Below are 18,342 nucleotides of genomic sequence, written 5' to 3'. Positions count from 1 at the left end.
ATGGGCAGAGCATGCGCCCTGCCAATTTTCGGGGTACAAGATACTAAAGAGCTTACGGAACGCAGTCAAGACAAAGCCCCGGTTGTCAAGACAACCGGGGCTTTGTTTGAGGCTTAGTTACCGCTCAGGTTGAGCGCTTCGGCCAGTGCTGCTTCGGCCTCGCTCGCGCTCACGCGCTGCGGTTTGCCGAGCTCGCGCTGACGCTTGCGCTCGCTGTGGTAGGCCAGACCCGTACCTGCCGGGATCAGACGACCCACGACCACGTTCTCCTTCAGGCCGCGCAGGAAGTCGCGCTTGCCGGTGACGGCCGCCTCGGTGAGGACGCGGGTGGTCTCCTGGAAGGATGCCGCCGAGATGAACGACTCGGTGGACAGCGAGGCCTTGGTGATACCCAGCAGAACGCGCTCGTACTTGGCGGGGAACTTGTCCTGGGTACCCAGCACTTCGTTCTCTTCCAGCACGTGAACCAGCTCGACCTGGTCGCCCTTGATGAAGGACGAATCGCCCGACTCGGCCACTTCGACCTTGCGCAGCATCTGGCGCAGGATGGTCTCGATGTGCTTGTCGTTGATCTTCACGCCCTGCAGACGATAAACGTCCTGGATCTCGTTGACGATGTACTTGGCCAGCGAGCTCACACCCAGCAGACGGAGGATGTCGTGCGGGTTGCTCGGGCCGTCGGAGATCACTTCACCACGGCTTACCTGTTCACCTTCGAACACGTTTAGGTGACGCCACTTCGGAATCAGTTCCTCGTACGGATCGCTACCGTCGGTGGGAGTGATGACCAGGCGACGCTTGCCCTTGGTTTCCTTGCCGAAGGAGATGGTGCCGCTGATTTCCGCCAGGATCGAAGGCTCTTTCGGACGACGAGCTTCGAACAGGTCGGCAACGCGCGGCAGACCACCGGTGATGTCGCGGGTCTTCGAGGTTTCCTGCGGGATACGCGCGATAACGTCACCGATGCGCACTTTCGCCCCATCGTTGAGGTTGACCAGGGCGTTCGCCGGCAGGAAGTACTGGGCCGGTACGTCGGTACCCGGCAGCAGCAGATCCTTGCCTGCAGCGTCGATCAGCTTCACGGCCGGACGGATGTCCTTGCCGGCCGCCGGACGATCCTTCGGATCCATCACTTCAATGTTGGTCAGACCGGTCAGCTCGTCGGTCTGGCGCTTGATGGTGATGCCCTCTTCCATGCCCACGAAGGCCACGGTGCCGTCCATCTCGGTGACGATCGGGTGGGTGTGCGGGTCCCACTTGGCGACGATGGCGCCCGGGTCGACTTTGTCACCTTCCTTCACGGAGATTACCGCACCGTACGGCAGCTTGTAGCGCTCGCGCTCACGACCGAAGTCGTCGGCTACCGCCAGCTCACCGGAACGGGAAACCGCTACCAGCGCGCCATCGGCACGCTCTACGTGCTTCAGGTTGTGCAGGCGAATGGTGCCGCCGTTCTTGACCTGTACGTTGTCCACGGCGGAAGTACGGCTGGCCGCACCACCGATGTGGAAGGTACGCATGGTCAGCTGGGTACCCGGCTCACCGATCGACTGGGCAGCGATAACGCCGACAGCCTCACCGATGTTCACGCGGTGACCACGAGCCAGATCGCGGCCGTAGCACATGGCGCAGATGCCATGGCGGGTCTCGCAGGTGATCGGAGAACGCACAACGACTTCGTCAACGCTCATCTGCTCGAGGAAGTCGACCCACTTCTCGTCAATCAGGGTGCCGGCTTCGACGATCACATCGTCACTGCCCGGCTTGAACACGTCGCGAGCGATCACGCGACCGAGGACGCGCTCACCCAGCGGCTCAACCACGTCGCCGCCTTCGATGTGCGGAGACATGACCAGGCCATGCTCGGTGCCGCAGTCGATCTCGGTCACGACCAGGTCCTGGGCCACGTCGACGAGACGACGGGTCAGGTAACCGGAGTTCGCAGTCTTCAGTGCGGTATCCGCCAGACCTTTACGAGCACCGTGAGTGGAGATGAAGTACTGGAGTACGTTCAGGCCTTCACGGAAGTTCGCAGTGATCGGGGTCTCGATGATGGAGCCATCCGGCTTGGCCATCAGGCCACGCATACCGGCCAGCTGACGGATCTGGGCCGCGGAACCCCGCGCACCGGAGTCCGCCATCATGTACATGGAGTTGAACGACTCCTGGTCGACCTGCTTGCCCTCGCGATCGGTCACCTTCTCTTTCGAGAGGTTGGCCATCATCGCCTTGGACACTTCATCGTTGGCCTTGGACCAGAGGTCGATCACCTTGTTGTACTTCTCGCCCTGGGTTACCAGGCCGGAGGCATACTGGCTTTCGATCTCCTTCACTTCCTCGGTAGCGGCATCGATGATGCGCGCCTTTTCATCCGGGATAACGAAGTCGTTCACGCCGATCGACACACCGGAGATGGTCGAGTAGGCGAAGCCGGTGTACATCAGCTGGTCAGCGAAAATGACGGTGTCTTTCAGGCCCACCACGCGGTAGCAATGGTTGATCAGCTTGGAGATCGCCTTCTTCTTCATCGACTGGTTGACCACGTCGAAGGGCAGGCCGGCCGGAACAACCTGGAACAGCAGCGCACGGCCAACGGTGGTGTCGACGATGCGGGTGTTGGCGGTCAGCTGACCGTCTTCACCTTTGACCTTCTCGTTGATGCGCACTTTCACGCGGGCGTGCAGGGACACCTGGCCGCTGCGGTACGCGCGGTCAACTTCCTGCAGGTCGGCAAAGGCCATGCCCTCGCCCTTCGCGTTGATCGCTTCCCGGGTCATGTAGTACAGACCCATTACCACGTCCTGCGACGGAACGATGATCGGCTCGCCGTTGGCGGGCGACAGGATGTTGTTGGTGGACATCATCAGCGCGCGCGCTTCCAACTGAGCCTCGAGGGTCAGCGGAACGTGAACGGCCATCTGGTCACCGTCGAAGTCGGCGTTGTACGCGGCGCAGACCAGCGGGTGCAGCTGGATGGCCTTACCTTCGATCAGTACCGGCTCGAACGCCTGGATGCCCAGACGGTGCAGGGTCGGCGCACGGTTCAGCAGTACGGGGTGTTCGCGGATGACCTCGGCGAGCACGTCCCACACTTCCGGCAGTTCGCGCTCGACCATCTTCTTGGCAGCCTTGATGGTGGTGGCCATGCCACGACCTTCCAGCTTGCCGAAGATGAACGGCTTGAACAGCTCCAGGGCCATTTTCTTCGGCAGACCGCACTGGTGCAGACGCAGGGTCGGACCTACGGTAATTACGGAACGACCGGAGTAGTCCACGCGCTTGCCGAGCAGGTTCTGACGGAAGCGACCTTGCTTGCCCTTGATCATGTCGGCCAGGGACTTCAGCGGGCGCTTGTTCGAGCCAGTGATGGCACGGCCGCGACGGCCGTTGTCCAGCAGGGCGTCGACAGCTTCCTGCAGCATGCGCTTTTCGTTGCGCACGATGATGTCCGGAGCAGCCAGATCGAGCAGGCGCTTCAGACGGTTGTTACGGTTGATCACGCGGCGATACAGATCGTTCAGATCTGAGGTCGCGAAGCGGCCGCCATCCAGCGGAACCAGGGGGCGCAGGTCCGGCGGCAGCACCGGCAGGACGGTCAGCACCATCCACTCGGGATGGTTGCCGGAGCCCTGGAAGGCCTCCATCAGCTTCAGGCGCTTGGACAGCTTCTTGATCTTGGTTTCGGAGTTGGTCTGCGGAATCTCTTCACGCAGGCGGCCGATCTCGTGCTCCAGATCGATAGCGTTGAGCAGCTCGCGAACGGCTTCCGCACCCATGCGGGCGTCGAAGTCGTCACCGAACTCTTCAAGGGCTTCGAAGTACTGCTCGTCGTTCAGCAGCTGCCCCTTCTCGAGGGTGGTCATGCCCGGATCGATCACCACGTAGCTCTCGAAGTAGAGCACGCGCTCGATGTCACGCAGGGTCATGTCCAGCAGCAGGCCGATACGGGACGGCAGGGACTTCAGGAACCAGATATGGGCGACCGGCGAGGCCAGCTCGATGTGGCCCATGCGCTCACGGCGCACCTTGGCCAGCGCGACTTCCACGCCGCACTTCTCACAGATCACACCACGGTGTTTCAGGCGCTTGTACTTACCGCACAGGCACTCGTAGTCCTTCACCGGGCCGAAGATCTTGGCGCAGAACAGGCCATCACGCTCCGGCTTGAAGGTACGGTAGTTGATGGTCTCCGGCTTCTTGACTTCGCCGAAGGACCAGGAACGAATCATCTCGGGCGAGGCCAGGCCAATACGAATGGCATCGAACTCTTCGATCTGACCCTGGTTTTTCAACAGATTAAGCAAGTCTTTCAAGGCCTTTCCTCCTCACGGACCCGGTGCGACCGGCCTTGACCAGCCGCACCGTTCTGACGTCACGTGTTATTCGGTTTCCAGTTCGATATCGATGCCGAGCGAGCGGATCTCTTTGATCAGCACGTTGAAGGACTCGGGCATGCCGGCCTCCATGCGGTGATCCCCGTCCACGATGTTCTTGTACATCTTGGTACGGCCGTTCACGTCGTCCGACTTCACGGTCAGCATTTCCTGCAGGGTGTAGGCGGCACCGTAGGCTTCCAGCGCCCAGACCTCCATCTCCCCGAAACGCTGGCCACCGAACTGCGCCTTACCACCCAGCGGCTGCTGGGTAACCAGGCTGTAGGAGCCGGTGGAACGTGCGTGCATCTTGTCATCGACCAGGTGGTTCAGCTTGAGCATGTACATATAACCCACAGTGGTCGTACGCTCGAACTGGTTGCCGGTGCGGCCGTCATACAGACGCATCTGACCACTCTCCGGCAGATCGGCCAGCTTCAGCATGGCCTTGATCTCGCGCTCCTTGGCACCGTCGAATACCGGGGTAGCCATGGGCACGCCGCCCTTGAGGTTGTTGGCCAGAGCGAGGATCTCGTTATCGTTCAGCTCGTCCAGACTCTCCTGGCGGCCGCCGATCTCGTTGTAGATCTCGTTCAGGAACACACGCAGCTCGGCGATCTTGCGCTGCTCTTCGAGCATGCGGTTGATCTTCTCGCCCAGGCCCTTGGCCGCGAGACCCAGGTGGGTTTCGAGGATCTGACCGACGTTCATACGCGACGGCACGCCCAGCGGGTTCAGAACGATGTCAACCGGGGTACCGTTGGCATCGTGCGGCATGTCTTCGACCGGCATGATCACGGAGACCACACCCTTGTTACCGTGGCGGCCTGCCATCTTGTCGCCCGGCTGGATGCGGCGCTTGATAGCGAGGTAGACCTTGACGATCTTCAGCACGCCCGGCGCCAGGTCGTCGCCCTGCTGCAGCTTGCGCTTCTTGTCTTCGAACTTGTCGTCCAGCATCTGACGGCGGTCGCTGATGTAGGCCTGGGCCTTCTCCAGCTGCTCGTTCAGGGCATCTTCCGCCATACGCAGCTTGAACCACTGGCCGCGCTCGAGGCCATCCAGGTACTCGTCGGTGATCTCTGCGCCTTTCTTCAGGGCAGGACCGCCGTCAGCCTTGGCACCGACCAGAGCAGAACGCAGACGCTCGAAGGTGGCGCCTTCAACGATGCGGAACTCTTCGTTCAGATCCTTGCGGATCTCATCCAACTGCATCTTCTCGATGGACAGAGCGCGGCTGTCGCGCTCCACGCCATCGCGGGTGAAGACCTGTACGTCGATGACGGTGCCCTTGGTGCCGGTCGGCACGCGCAGGGAGGTGTCCTTCACATCGGACGCCTTCTCACCGAAGATCGCACGCAGCAGCTTCTCTTCCGGAGTGAGCTGGGTCTCGCCTTTCGGGGTGACCTTGCCGACCAGGATGTCGCCGGCCTGAACTTCGGCGCCGACGTAGACGATGCCGGCTTCGTCCAGCTTGTTCAGCGCAGCCTCACCCACGTTCGGGATGTCCGCGGTGATTTCTTCTGGGCCGAGCTTGGTGTCACGGGCAACGCAGGTCAGTTCCTGGATGTGGATCGTGGTGAATCGATCCTCCTGGACCACGCGCTCGGACAGGCAGATGGAGTCTTCGAAGTTGAAGCCGTTCCAGGGCATGAACGCTACGCGCATGTTCTGACCCAGAGCCAGCTCACCCATGTCGGTGGACGGACCGTCGGCCAGGATGTCGCTGCGCGAAACCTGGTCACCCTTCTGCACCAGCGGACGCTGGTTGATGCAGGTGTTCTGGTTGGAGCGGGTGTACTTGGTCAGGTTGTAGATGTCGACGCCGGCTTCGCCAGTCTCGACTTCATCGTCATTCACGCGGACCACGATACGGCTGGCGTCGACCGAGTCGATCACGCCGCCACGACGGGCAACCACGCAGACACCGGAGTCACGGGCGACGTTGCGCTCCATGCCGGTACCCACCAGCGGCTTGTCGGCGCGCAGGGTCGGTACAGCTTGGCGCTGCATGTTCGAACCCATGAGTGCACGGTTGGCGTCGTCGTGCTCGAGGAACGGAATCAGCGAGGCAGCGACGGAAACGACCTGCTTCGGCGATACGTCCATGAGGGTGACGTCTTCCGGCGCCTTCACGGTGAATTCGTTCAGGTGACGTACGGCAACCAGCTCGTCGATCAGCTCACCCTTTTCGTTCAGGGTTGCCGAAGCCTGGGCGATCACGTGATCGGCTTCTTCGATCGCGGACAGGAAGACGATGTCGTCGCTGACCAGACCTTCCTTCACCACGCGATACGGGCTTTCCAGGAAGCCGTACTTGTTGGTGCGAGCATAGGTGGCCAGGGAGTTGATCAGACCGATGTTCGGACCTTCAGGGGTTTCGATCGGGCACACGCGGCCGTAATGGGTCGGGTGTACGTCACGAACCTCGAAGCCGGCGCGCTCACGGGTCAGACCACCTGGGCCGAGTGCGGAGACGCGGCGCTTGTGGGTGATCTCGGAGAGCGGGTTGTTCTGGTCCATGAACTGCGAGAGCTGGCTGGAACCGAAGAACTCCTTGATCGCGGCAGCCACCGGCTTGGCGTTGATCAGGTCCTGCGGCATCAGGCCTTCGCTTTCGGCCATCGACAGACGTTCCTTGACCGCGCGCTCGACGCGCACCAGGCCAACGCGGAACTGGTTCTCGGCCATCTCGCCGACGCAACGGACGCGACGGTTACCCAGGTGATCGATGTCGTCGACGATGCCTTTGCCGTTACGGATGGCAACGAGAGTCTTGAGGACCTCGACGATATCTTCCTTGCTCAGGACGCCGGCGCCTTCGATCTCGGTACGACCGATACGACGGTTGAACTTCATGCGGCCAACGGCGGACAGGTCGTAACGCTCGGCGCTGAAGAACAGGTTGCCGAACAGGGTCTCGGCGGCTTCCTTGGTCGGCGGCTCACCGGGACGCATCATGCGATAGATCTCGACCAGCGCTTCGAGTTGGTTGCTGGTGGAGTCGATCTTCAGCGTGTCGGAGATGAACGGACCGCAGTCGATGTCGTTGGTGTACAGGGTTTCCAGGCGCGCAACCTGGGCCTTGGCGATCTTGGCCAGGGCATCGACGGTCAGCTCGGTGTTGCACTCGGCGATGATCTCGCCGGTAGCCGGGTGCACGACAGCCTTGGCCACGGTACGGCCAATCAGGTAGTCGAACGGCACTTCCAGCTGGCTGATGCCAGCCTTCTCGAGCTGGTTGATGTGGCGCGCGGTGATGCGGCGGCCCGCTTCAACGATGACCTTGCCGGCAGCGTCCTTGATGTCGAAGCTGGCGATCTCGCCACGCAGACGCGACGGCACCAGCTCCAGATTCAGGGTCTCGCCCTTGATCTCGTAGACGTTGGTGTCATAGAACGCGTTGAGGATTTCCTCGGTGCTGTAGTTCAGCGCGCGCAGCAGGACGGACGCCGGCAGCTTGCGGCGACGGTCGATACGAACGAACACGCAGTCCTTAGGATCGAACTCGAAGTCGAGCCAGGAGCCGCGGTAAGGAATGATGCGAGCGGAGTACAGCAGCTTGCCGGAGCTGTGGGTCTTGCCACGGTCGTGGTCGAAGAACACACCCGGGGAGCGGTGCAACTGGGAAACGATGACGCGTTCGGTACCGTTGATGATGAAGGTACCGTTCTCGGTCATCAGGGGGATTTCCCCCATGTAGACTTCTTGTTCCTTGATGTCCTTGATCGCTTTGTTCGACGATTCCTTGTCGAAAATGATCAGGCGCACTTTCACACGCAGCGGGACCGCAAAGGTCACACCGCGCAGCACGCATTCCTTGACATCAAAGGCCGGCTCGCCCAGACGGTAGCCGACGTATTCCAGGGCAGCATTGCCGGAATAGCTGATAATCGGGAAGACGGACTTGAAGGCCGCATGCAGGCCGATGTCTCGGACCTGGTCCTTGCTTGCACCCGCCTGCAGGAATTCGCGATAGGAATCCAGCTGGATGGCCAGCAAATACGGCACATCCATGACGTCCGGCAACTTGCTAAAGTCCTTGCGGATACGTTTTTTCTCAGTGTATGAGTAAGCCATCAGCGTTCCCCAGCTTGGTCACCTGCTTGTTTGGCCTCTCCCGCACAGGGGAGCAGCCCAAAAATCGTGCAAACCCTAAGTTTGCGCCGCCACTCGTGGCGGGACTTTCACGCTATGGGAGGCACCTACGGCACCCCACCCATAACGGAAAAAGGCCGGTGGCAATTGCCACCAGCCATCAGCCTGTCGCTTAACGCTCGGGCTGCCGACGCAAGGTACGAACTTACTTGAGCTCGACCTTGGCGCCTGCTTCTTCCAGGGCTTTCTTGGCAGCTTCGGCTTCTTCTTTCGAAGCGCCTTCCTTGACCACGCCCGGGGCGCCGTCAACGACAGCCTTGGCTTCTTTCAGGCCCAGGCCGGTCAGCTCACGGACGACCTTGATCACGTTCACTTTCTTGTCGCCAGCTTCGGCCAGGACGATGGTGAACTCGGTCTGCTCTTCAGCAGCGGCAGCAGCCGGGCCGGCAGCAGCAACGGTAGCGGCAGCAGCGGTAACGCCGAACTTCTCTTCCATCGCCTTGATCAGTTCAACGATCTGCATGACGGACATTTCGGATACGGCGGAGATGATGTCTTCGTTGGTCAGAGCCATGACTCTAATTCCTGTATTGGGTGACGGCCTAAGGCCATCGAATTAAACAAAAAAGGTTGAAAGCAGATGCCGAGCCTTAGGCTGCGGTAGCTTCTTTCTGATCGCGAATTGCCGCCAGAGTACGAGCCAGCTTGCTGGTAGCGCCTTGGATCACGCTCATCAGCTGTGCAACAGCTTCGTTGTAGGTCGGCAGGGTCGCCAGCACGTCGATCTGATTGGCTGCGAGGAACTGACCCTCGAACGCGGCCGCCTTGATCTCGAACTTGTCCTGACCCTTGGCAAACTCCTTGAAGATACGAGCGGCAGCGCCCGGATGTTCGTTGGAGAAAGCAATCAGGGTCGGGCCCTTGAACGTGTCGTTGAGCACTTCAAACTGAGTGCCTTCAACGGCGCGCTTGAGCAGGGTGTTACGTACGACTTTCACGTACACACCAGCTGCGCGGGCCTCTTTACGGAGTCCGGTCATAGCGCCGACAGTCACGCCGCGTGCATCAACCACGACAGCGGACAGACCGGCTTTGGCAGCCTCGTTGACTTCAGCGACGATGGCCTTCTTGTCTTCGAGTTTAATTGCCACGGGTTTACTCCTGGATGTTACCGATTCGTCCAGCCGGAGCCGGACGGCGTTTTGGTGTCTGATTCGGTAAACGAATCGGGAGCACCATCTGCGTAGGCTTGAGGTTTAAGGCTTGCGCCGCCTACGGTCTTGGATAGCCCCCGCCAGGCAGGGACCCCAATACCTGCGAACAGTGAGCGAACCCACTGCTCGACTTAGTTCATCAGCCTTCCAGCGAAGCCTGATCGATCTGCAGACCCGGGCCCATGGTGGTGCTCAGGGTTACGCGCTGAACGTACACGCCCTTCGAGGAGGACGGCTTCAGGCGCTTCAGATCGCTCAGCAGCGCTTCCACGTTCTGCTTCAGCTTGACCGGCTCGAAGTCGATCTTGCCAACGGAGGCGTGGATGATGCCGTTCTTGTCGGTACGGAAACGCACCTGACCGGCTTTGGCGTTCTTGACAGCGGTAGCGACGTCCGGAGTCACGGTGCCGACTTTCGGGTTCGGCATCAGACCGCGCGGACCGAGAACCTGGCCCAGTTGACCAACAACACGCATCGCGTCCGGGGAAGCGATGACGACGTCGTAGCTCAGATCGCCGGCTTTCATTTCGGCAGCCAGTTCGTCCATGCCAACCTTGTCTGCACCGGCAGCCAGGGCAGCTTCAACACCCGGACCCTGGGTGAAGACGGCAACACGTACGGATTTGCCGGTACCGTTCGGCAGAACGGTGGCGCCACGTACGACCTGGTCGGATTTACGCGGATCAACGCCCAGATTGATGGCGATATCCACGGATTCCTTGAACTTGATGGTCGACAGTTCGGCCAGCAGTTTGGCGGCATCTTCGAAGCCGTATTGCTTGCCGGCTTCAACTTTCTCAGCGATAGCCTTTTGACGCTTGGTCAGCTTAGCCATTACACACCCTCCACGTTCAGGCCCATGCTGCGCGCGGAGCCAGCGATGGTACGTACAGCAGCGTCGAGGTCAGCTGCGGTCAGATCAGCCTGCTTGGCCTTGGCGATATCTTCCAGCTGAGCGCGGGTCACGGTACCCACTTTCTGGGAGTTCGGACGAGCGGAACCGCTGGAGATGCCGGCTGCTTTTTTCAGCAGAACGGATGCCGGGGTGCTCTTGGTTTCAAAGGTAAAGCTGCGGTCGCTGTAAACGGTGATGATCACAGGAGTCGGCAGACCAGGTTCCATGCCCTGGGTCTTGGCGTTGAACGCCTTGCAGAATTCCATGATGTTCACGCCGTGCTGACCCAGAGCCGGGCCGACGGGCGGCGACGGATTGGCCTGGCCGGCCTTTACTTGCAGCTTGATGTAAGCCTGGATTTTCTTAGCCATTTGCTACTCCAAATTCGGGTCAAACGCCCTGACGGGCTCCCCGGTTGCTTTCGCGTTTATCCCAATGACGACAAAACCCCGCAGCCTAGGGCTGCGGGGTGTGGGATTCATTGTGCCAGTTAAACTTTCTCTACCTGGCTGAATTCCAGCTCTACCGGGGTAGAGCGACCGAAAATGAGCACAGCGACCTGGATGCGGCTCTTTTCGTAGTTAACTTCTTCGACGACACCATTGAAATCAGCAAACGGACCATCGATCACACGAACGGTCTCGCCCGGCTCAAACAGAGTCTTCGGTTTCGGCTTGTCACCACTATCGGCAACGCGACGCAGGATGGCATCAGCTTCCTTGTCGGTGATCGGCGCCGGCTTGTCGGCAGTACCACCAATGAAGCCCATGACGCGAGGCGTGTCCTTGACCAGGTGCCAAGTACCCTCGTTCATCTCCATCTGCACCAGGACATAGCCCGGGAAGAACTTGCGCTCACTCTTGCGCTTCTGGCCGTTCCGCATCTCCACCACCTCTTCGGTGGGGACGAGAATCTCACCAAACCCGTCTTCCATGCCGGCCAGTTTGACCCGCTCGATCAGCGAGCGCATGACATGCTTCTCGTAACCCGAGTATGCATGCACAACGTACCAACGCTTAGCCACGGAACACCCTTAACCTACGATCATGGAAACCAGCCAACCCAGCAGGGAGTCGAGCCCCCAAAGCAGCAGCGCCATTACCAGCACTACGGCCACTACGATCAGCGTGGTCTGAGTTGTCTCTTGACGAGACGGCCATACAACTTTGCGAATCTCGGCGCGAGCTTCTTTAGCCAGAGTAAAGAATGCACGGCCCTTGACAGTCTGCAGCGCGAGGAAGCCGGCAGCAGCCGCCATCACGAGGATACCGAGAACGCGATAGAAGATCGGTTGCGCCGAGTAATACTGGTTGGCAACCACAGCCACCACCACCAGCACTGCAACCACAAGCCACTTCAAGAGATCGAGACGCGACTCTTTGGCTTCAACCTTCGCATTCATCTGCTAGGAATCCCGTTTAAAGAAGTGCCAGATCTTTAAATCTGGCAGGCCAGGAGGGAATCGAACCCCCAACCTGCGGTTTTGGAGACCGCCGCTCTGCCAATTGAGCTACTGGCCTAGAACAAAGTCAGGCCGACCATTATGCCGGCCCGAGAGAGAAAGATCAACCGATTACTCGATGATCTTGGCAACCACACCGGCGCCTACGGTACGACCGCCTTCGCGGATCGCGAAGCGCAGGCCATCCTCCATGGCGATCGGAGCGATCAGGGTGACAACCATTTTCACGTTGTCGCCCGGCATTACCATCTCAACGCCTTCCGGCAGTTCGCAGTTGCCGGTTACGTCGGTGGTACGGAAGTAGAACTGCGGACGGTAGCCTTTGAAGAACGGGGTGTGACGACCACCTTCTTCCTTGGACAGCACGTACACTTCGCACTCGAACTTGGTGTGCGGCTTGATGGTGCCCGGCTTGGCCAGAACCTGACCACGCTCTACGTCTTCACGCTTGGTGCCACGCAGCAGGACGCCGACGTTCTCACCAGCACGACCTTCGTCGAGCAGCTTGCGGAACATTTCAACGCCGGTGCAGGTAGTCTTGGTGGTCGCCTTGATACCGACGATTTCCACTTCTTCCTGGATCTTGACGATGCCACGCTCAACACGGCCGGTTACCACGGTGCCACGACCGGAGATCGAGAACACGTCTTCGATCGGCATCAGGAACGGCTTGTCGATGGCGCGCTCGGGCTCGGGGATGTACGAGTCCAGGGTTTCTACCAGCTTGCGCACGGCGGAAACGCCCATCTCGTTGTCGTCCTGACCGTTCAGGGCCATCAGAGCGGAACCGATCACGATCGGAGTGTCGTCGCCCGGGAAGTCGTAGGTGTTCAGCAGATCGCGAACTTCCATCTCGACCAGTTCCAGCAGCTCGGCGTCGTCAACCATGTCGGCCTTGTTCAGGAACACGACGATGTAAGGAACGCCTACCTGGCGGGACAGCAGGATGTGCTCGCGGGTCTGCGGCATGGGGCCGTCAGCAGCGGAGCAAACCAGGATCGCGCCGTCCATCTGGGCAGCACCGGTGATCATGTTCTTCACGTAGTCGGCGTGGCCCGGGCAGTCTACGTGAGCGTAGTGGCGCACCGGCGAGTCGTATTCAACGTGAGAGGTGTTGATGGTGATACCACGAGCCTTCTCTTCCGGCGCGTTGTCGATCTGATCGAAAGCGCGAGCGGAGCCGCCCCAGGTCTCGGAGCAGACCTTGGTCAGAGCAGCGGTCAGAGTGGTTTTGCCGTGGTCAACGTGACCGATGGTGCCGACGTTTACGTGCGGCTTGTTACGCTCAAATTTTTCTTTAGCCATCTTGACCGCCTCCCGTAAGGAATTGAGAAAGTCACGTCACCATTAAAACAAAGGCAGATATTTTCATATCTGCCTTTGCGAGATGGAGCTCATGAGCGGATTTGAACCGCTGACCTCACCCTTACCAAGGGTGTGCTCTACCAGCTGAGCTACATGAGCAAGACATAAGCAACAAACTTGGAGCGGGTAGCGGGAATCGAACCCGCATCATCAGCTTGGAAGGCTGAGGTTCTACCACTGAACTATACCCGCGGAGCTTGCAGCTCACGCTTGAAACTGGTGGAGGGGGAAGGATTCGAACCTTCGAAGTCTGAGACGTCAGATTTACAGTCTGATCCCTTTGGCCGCTCGGGAACCCCTCCGAGTGAGGCGGCATTCTACAGCCTGCCACCACGTTGTCAACTGTTTTTCTTTAAAAAACTTGAGCTTAGCTCTTCGACAACGACTTCAAGCGCTGAACCTTTTCAGGCCACCCCTGTGAAGCGGGCGCCATTCTATTCAAACTATTCGTGGCTTGCAACGTTTTTGCACGGCATTGTTTGCTTCTGCAGCTCAGGAAAGTCGGGAGCCAGTTGGCGCATCAGGGCATCGTCCACCAAACGCCCGCTTTGCGGGGCTATCTGCGCCCAATAGTCATGCTGCGAGCGAGCCAGATCGCGCACAAGAGCCTCGTAACCCGCGGCCTTCAAACGCTCGACCACGCTATCGGCGGAATCCTTGCGCTGGAAGATACCCAATGAAATCCCATCGGTAAGGTCGCCTTCGGTGATGATGTAGCTGTCGATCTTACGTGCTTGCAGCTCACGCAACTGCCACAGCGACGCCTGGCGCGACGCCAGGGGTGGCAGATACACCCAGAAATCCACCCCGGCAGCGGCATCCACCGCCTGCAGCGAAGCCTGTACATCCAGACTCAACAGACGCTGCATGAGCTGCCGCCCACGCTCCTCGGACGAGAAACTGCCCAGGTACACGCATGCGGAAGCAGGCGCCGCGGCCGGTTTCTCTTCGACCGTCCGACGCTGAGGCGCGTCAGCCGATTCGCTCAACAGACGAATGTTCTTCTCTTCGCTATGGAACAGGCCAAGCGGCGCGACTTCCTTGGGGCGAAGCGGCGCCTGCTGCTGGTGCCAGACGTAATAGAAGACGTTGAGGGCGAGCAGGAAGAGGAAGAACCAACGCATGGATCAGACTCACTCGATGGGACAGGCAAGCGCAAGGCCGAGAAATACGAGATCCGGAAGCACAACGGCACGCGCGGACTCGTCCTTGACGAGCTCGGCATCCCCCCCGGTCAAATAGACAGCACAGTCGTCGCCGAGCAGCCGGTTGGCCAGCTCGATCTGCTCTCTTACGAAGCCGCGCAGCATCAGCACACATCCGCGCTCAACCGCCTCGGACGTTTCCTTTCCAGGCAGCAGGTTTTGCAGCGCCACATGAGCCGCGTCGTCGTCATAGCGAATACGCCGCGTATGGGTGCGCAGCTGACTCCGCATCAGCGGCATTCCGGGCGCGATATAGCCTCCCAGGTGCTGACCAGCAGCATCGACAAGATCTGACGTGACTGCGGTACCCAAATCGAGCACCAGGCAGCCACGCCCGGCCAGGCAATGCCCCGCGACCAAAGCAAGCCAACGGTCCATGCCGAGACGCTGGAACTCGCGATAGCCATTCAGCACACCGCCCAGTTCGTTGGCAGGCGCAGCAATCTGCACTGTAATGGGAAAAGCGCGTTCCAGACCAGCGCGGAGCGCGTCGGTTTCTTGCTCACTGCGTACACTGACCATGCGACAGTAGCGAATATCCACCACCTCATTAGCCTGGAGCTGCGTGAGCAGCGCCTGATCGGAGTCAGCCACCCCACCCGCGACGGTTACCAGGTCGTGCTTTCTGACCACCCGCCACTTGATCAGGCTGTTACCGCAATCCAACTCAAGAATCATCCGACAACCTCAGACTCAGCTCGCCTCCGCTGTAGCTCAACTCCTTGCCCTCGACCAGCAGGCGCAATGCGCCTCTCTCATCGATGCCCAGGGCGCGCCCAACGATATTATTGGCGGCAGTAGATAGCGTAACTTGCCGCCCCTGCCATAGATGAAGGGATTCCCATTCTTCGCGACTAGCCGTGAAGCCGCGCTCGCGATGACGGGAGAGAACACTTTCCAGCTGCAACTCCAGGGCCTGCAGCAACTCGCTCCGATCGACCAATCTTCCCAACGCCTCGCGCACCGAGGTCCAGGGCTGATCGATTGCTTCGGCCTTGCGCATGTTCACATTGATGCCAATGCCAATAGCAACGCTACAGATGTCAGCGGGATCACCGGTGAGCTCCAGCAGGATTCCCGCAATTTTCTTTCCGCCGACCAGAACATCATTCGGCCACTTGAGGCCGACATCCTTCACACCCAGCATCTGGACGGCCCGTGCGACGGCCAGACCGACCACCAGACTCAGCCCCTCCAACTCCTGCGCACCACCCCGAACGGTGATACCCAGGGTGTAATAAAGGTTGGCGCCGAAAGGGCTTTCCCATGGCCGCCCTCGCCTGCCCCGTCCAGCGGTCTGCCGCTCTCCGAGAATGGCGAAAGGTGCCACAGTGCCGGCAGCGAGACGTCGCAAAGCTTCGGCGTTGGTAGAGTCGATCGAAAACAGGACATCGAGAGGCCACAGGCCGGAATCAGACCTGGGCGAAATTAGGCTCAATGGCTCTTCCAGGCGATAACCACGGCCGCGCACTCGCTGCACAATCATGCCGTAGTCACGCTCGAAGCCCTCAAGGCGCTTCCAGACGGCACTGCGACTTACTCCGAGCAGAGCACCCAGCTCTTCTCCGGAATGAAAACGGCCATCGCTCAGCAATTTCAGCAAGGTCTGCATATCACCCCCGCAACAGTCAGGCACGCATCATATAGAGGCATGCCTGAATTGCCTACGCAGCAATCGCGCGACTTTCTGGCGCGCAAAAGCAAAACCCCCGGCCAGCGAAGCTGACCAGGGGTCTTGGGATAGGAGCTTGACGATGACCTACTCTCACATGGAGAAACTCCACACTACCATCGGCGATGCGTCGTTTCACTACTGAGTTCGGGATGGGATCAGGTGGTTCCAACGCTCTATGGTCGTCAAGCAATTCTTTCGGATGCTCGTGGCAGATGCACACGCTCATCCAGATTCAGGTATGTGACAGGTAATTTGCGGTTCACACGAACTTTCGGTTCGTTACGTCTTCACCGTACAACACGCAAATTGTTTGGGTGTTATATGGTCAAGCCTCACGGGCAATTAGTATCGGTTAGCTCAACGCCTCACAGCGCTTACACACCCGACCTATCAACGTCGTAGTCTTCGACGGCCCTTCAGGGGAATCAAGTTCCCAGTGAGATCTCATCTTGAGGCTAGTTTCCCGCTTAGATGCTTTCAGCGGTTATCTATTCCGAACATAGCTACCCGGCAATGCCACTGGCGTGACAACCGGAACACCAGAGGTTCGTCCACTCCGGTCCTCTCGTACTAGGAGCAGCCCCTCTCAAATCTCAAACGTCCACGGCAGATAGGGACCGAACTGTCTCACGACGTTCTAAACCCAGCTCGCGTACCACTTTAAATGGCGAACAGCCATACCCTTGGGACCGGCTTCAGCCCCAGGATGTGATGAGCCGACATCGAGGTGCCAAACACCGCCGTCGATATGAACTCTTGGGCGGTATCAGCCTGTTATCCCCGGAGTACCTTTTATCCGTTGAGCGATGGCCCTTCCATACAGAACCACCGGATCACTAAGACCTACTTTCGTACCTGCTCGACGTGTCTGTCTCGCAGTCAAGCGCGCTTTTGCCTTTATACTCTACGACCGATTTCCGACCGGTCTGAGCGCACCTTCGTACTCCTCCGTTACTCTTTAGGAGGAGACCGCCCCAGTCAAACTGCCCACCATACACTGTCCTCGATCCGGATAACGGACCAGAGTTAGAACCTCAAGCATGCCAGGGTGGTATTTCAAGGATGGCTCCACGCAGACTGGCGTCCACGCTTCAAAGCCTCCCACCTATCCTACACAAGCAGGCTCAAAGTCCAGTGCAAAGCTACAGTAAAGGTTCACGGGGTCTTTCCGTCTAGCCGCGGATACACTGCATCTTCACAGCGATTTCAATTTCACTGAGTCTCGGGTGGAGACAGCGCCGCCATCGTTACGCCATTCGTGCAGGTCGGAACTTACCCGACAAGGAATTTCGCTACCTTAGGACCGTTATAGTTACGGCCGCCGTTTACCGGGGCTTCGATCAAGAGCTTCGCTTTCGCTAACCCCATCAATTAACCTTCCGGCACCGGGCAGGCGTCACACCCTATACGTCCACTTTCGTGTTTGCAGAGTGCTGTGTTTTTAATAAACAGTCGCAGCGGCCTGGTATCTTCGACCGGCATGGGCTTACGGAGTAAATCCTTAACCCTCGCCGGCGCACCTTCTCCCGAAGTTACGGTGCCATTTTGCCTAGTTCCTTCACCCGAGTTCTCTCAAGCGCCTTGGTATTCTCTACCCAACCACCTGTGTCGGTTTGGGGTACGGTTCCTAGTTACCTGAAGCTTAGAAGCTTTTCCTGGAAGCATGGCATCAACCACTTCATCATCTAAAAGATGACTCGTCATCAGCTCTCGGCATTAAGATCCCGGATTTACCTAAGATCTCTGCCTACCACCTTAAACTTGGACAACCAACGCCAAGCTGGCCTAGCCTTCTCCGTCCCTCCATCGCAGTAACTAGAAGTACAGGAATATTAACCTGTTTCCCATCGACTACGCTCTTCAGCCTCGCCTTAGGGACCGACTAACCCTGCGTCGATTAACGTTGCGCAGGAACCCTTGGTCTTTCGGCGTGGGAGTTTTTCACTCCCATTGTCGTTACTCATGTCAGCATTCGCACTTCTGATACCTCCAGCAAGCTTCTCAACTCACCTTCACAGGCTTACAGAACGCTCCTCTACCGCACATCTTGCGATG

At 59.1% G+C, this 18,342-nt stretch carries 12 protein-coding genes, 4 tRNA genes and 2 rRNA genes (1 of these 18 cut by a window edge); all 18 read right to left on the bottom strand.

Going from position 1 to position 18,342, the window contains the following annotated elements:
* Nucleotides 1-113: 113 nt before the first annotated feature.
* Nucleotides 114-4,313: a DNA-directed RNA polymerase subunit beta' gene (gene rpoC / locus AC1ZV1_RS03230; RefSeq protein WP_413348497.1), complete on the bottom strand. Its 4,200-nt coding sequence runs from the start codon at nt 4,311-4,313 to the stop codon at nt 114-116.
* Between the two features lie 66 nt (nt 4,314-4,379).
* The gene (rpoB, locus tag AC1ZV1_RS03225) at nt 4,380-8,453 is read right to left on the bottom strand and encodes a DNA-directed RNA polymerase subunit beta (RefSeq protein ID WP_484295499.1); all 4,074 of its coding nucleotides are present in this window, start codon (nt 8,451-8,453) and stop codon (nt 4,380-4,382) included.
* A 223-nt stretch (nt 8,454-8,676) separates the two neighbouring features.
* A complete protein-coding gene (gene rplL, locus AC1ZV1_RS03220; RefSeq protein WP_017516430.1) occupies nt 8,677-9,045 on the bottom strand; it encodes a 50S ribosomal protein L7/L12 in 369 nt (122 codons plus the stop codon).
* 76 nt (nt 9,046-9,121) lie between these two features.
* Nucleotides 9,122-9,622 carry a 50S ribosomal protein L10 gene (gene rplJ, locus AC1ZV1_RS03215; RefSeq protein WP_017516429.1) on the bottom strand — a complete coding sequence of 167 codons (501 nt, stop codon included), beginning with the start codon at nt 9,620-9,622 and terminating at the stop codon, nt 9,122-9,124.
* A gap of 202 nt (nt 9,623-9,824) precedes the next feature.
* Nucleotides 9,825-10,520, bottom strand: a complete 696-nt coding sequence (gene rplA, locus AC1ZV1_RS03210; RefSeq protein ID WP_484295498.1) for a 50S ribosomal protein L1 — start codon at nt 10,518-10,520, stop codon at nt 9,825-9,827.
* Nucleotides 10,520-10,951: a 50S ribosomal protein L11 gene (gene rplK, locus AC1ZV1_RS03205; RefSeq protein WP_484295497.1), complete on the bottom strand. Its 432-nt coding sequence runs from the start codon at nt 10,949-10,951 to the stop codon at nt 10,520-10,522. The genes rplA and rplK overlap by 1 nt, the downstream gene beginning before the upstream one ends.
* 119 nt (nt 10,952-11,070) lie before the next feature.
* On the bottom strand, nt 11,071-11,604 hold the full coding sequence (gene nusG, locus AC1ZV1_RS03200; RefSeq protein WP_015475310.1) for a transcription termination/antitermination protein NusG: 534 nt from the start codon (nt 11,602-11,604) through the stop codon (nt 11,071-11,073).
* A 9-nt stretch (nt 11,605-11,613) separates the two neighbouring features.
* A complete protein-coding gene (gene secE / locus AC1ZV1_RS03195; protein WP_484295496.1) occupies nt 11,614-11,982 on the bottom strand; it encodes a preprotein translocase subunit SecE in 369 nt (122 codons plus the stop codon).
* Between the two features lie 42 nt (nt 11,983-12,024).
* Nucleotides 12,025-12,100 (bottom strand) — tRNA-Trp (locus tag AC1ZV1_RS03190).
* Between the two features lie 53 nt (nt 12,101-12,153).
* Nucleotides 12,154-13,347, bottom strand: a complete 1,194-nt coding sequence (tuf, locus tag AC1ZV1_RS03185) for an elongation factor Tu (RefSeq protein ID WP_054910987.1) — start codon at nt 13,345-13,347, stop codon at nt 12,154-12,156.
* An 83-nt stretch (nt 13,348-13,430) separates the two neighbouring features.
* Nucleotides 13,431-13,506 (bottom strand) — tRNA-Thr (locus tag AC1ZV1_RS03180).
* Nucleotides 13,507-13,525: 19 nt separating this feature from the next.
* Nucleotides 13,526-13,599: transfer RNA gene (locus tag AC1ZV1_RS03175), tRNA-Gly, on the bottom strand.
* 25 nt (nt 13,600-13,624) lie between these two features.
* A tRNA-Tyr gene (locus tag AC1ZV1_RS03170) sits at nt 13,625-13,709 on the bottom strand.
* Nucleotides 13,710-13,850: 141 nt separating this feature from the next.
* Nucleotides 13,851-14,531 carry an SPOR domain-containing protein gene (locus tag AC1ZV1_RS03165; RefSeq protein ID WP_484295495.1) on the bottom strand — a complete coding sequence of 227 codons (681 nt, stop codon included), beginning with the start codon at nt 14,529-14,531 and terminating at the stop codon, nt 13,851-13,853.
* Nucleotides 14,532-14,540: 9 nt separating this feature from the next.
* A complete protein-coding gene (locus tag AC1ZV1_RS03160; protein WP_484295494.1) occupies nt 14,541-15,290 on the bottom strand; it encodes a pantothenate kinase in 750 nt (249 codons plus the stop codon).
* A complete protein-coding gene (birA, locus tag AC1ZV1_RS03155; protein WP_484295493.1) occupies nt 15,280-16,224 on the bottom strand; it encodes a bifunctional biotin--[acetyl-CoA-carboxylase] ligase/biotin operon repressor BirA in 945 nt (314 codons plus the stop codon). The genes AC1ZV1_RS03160 and birA overlap by 11 nt, the downstream gene beginning before the upstream one ends.
* Before the next feature lie 134 nt (nt 16,225-16,358).
* Nucleotides 16,359-16,474: ribosomal RNA gene (rrf, locus tag AC1ZV1_RS03150) — 5S ribosomal RNA — on the bottom strand.
* 134 nt (nt 16,475-16,608) lie between these two features.
* Nucleotides 16,609-18,342, bottom strand: a 23S ribosomal RNA gene (locus AC1ZV1_RS03145); it runs 1,157 nt beyond the window's last position.

It is taken from the genome of Pseudomonas sp. BB438, assembly GCF_057180225.1.
This window is presented reverse-complemented; position numbering and strand designations above follow the sequence as displayed.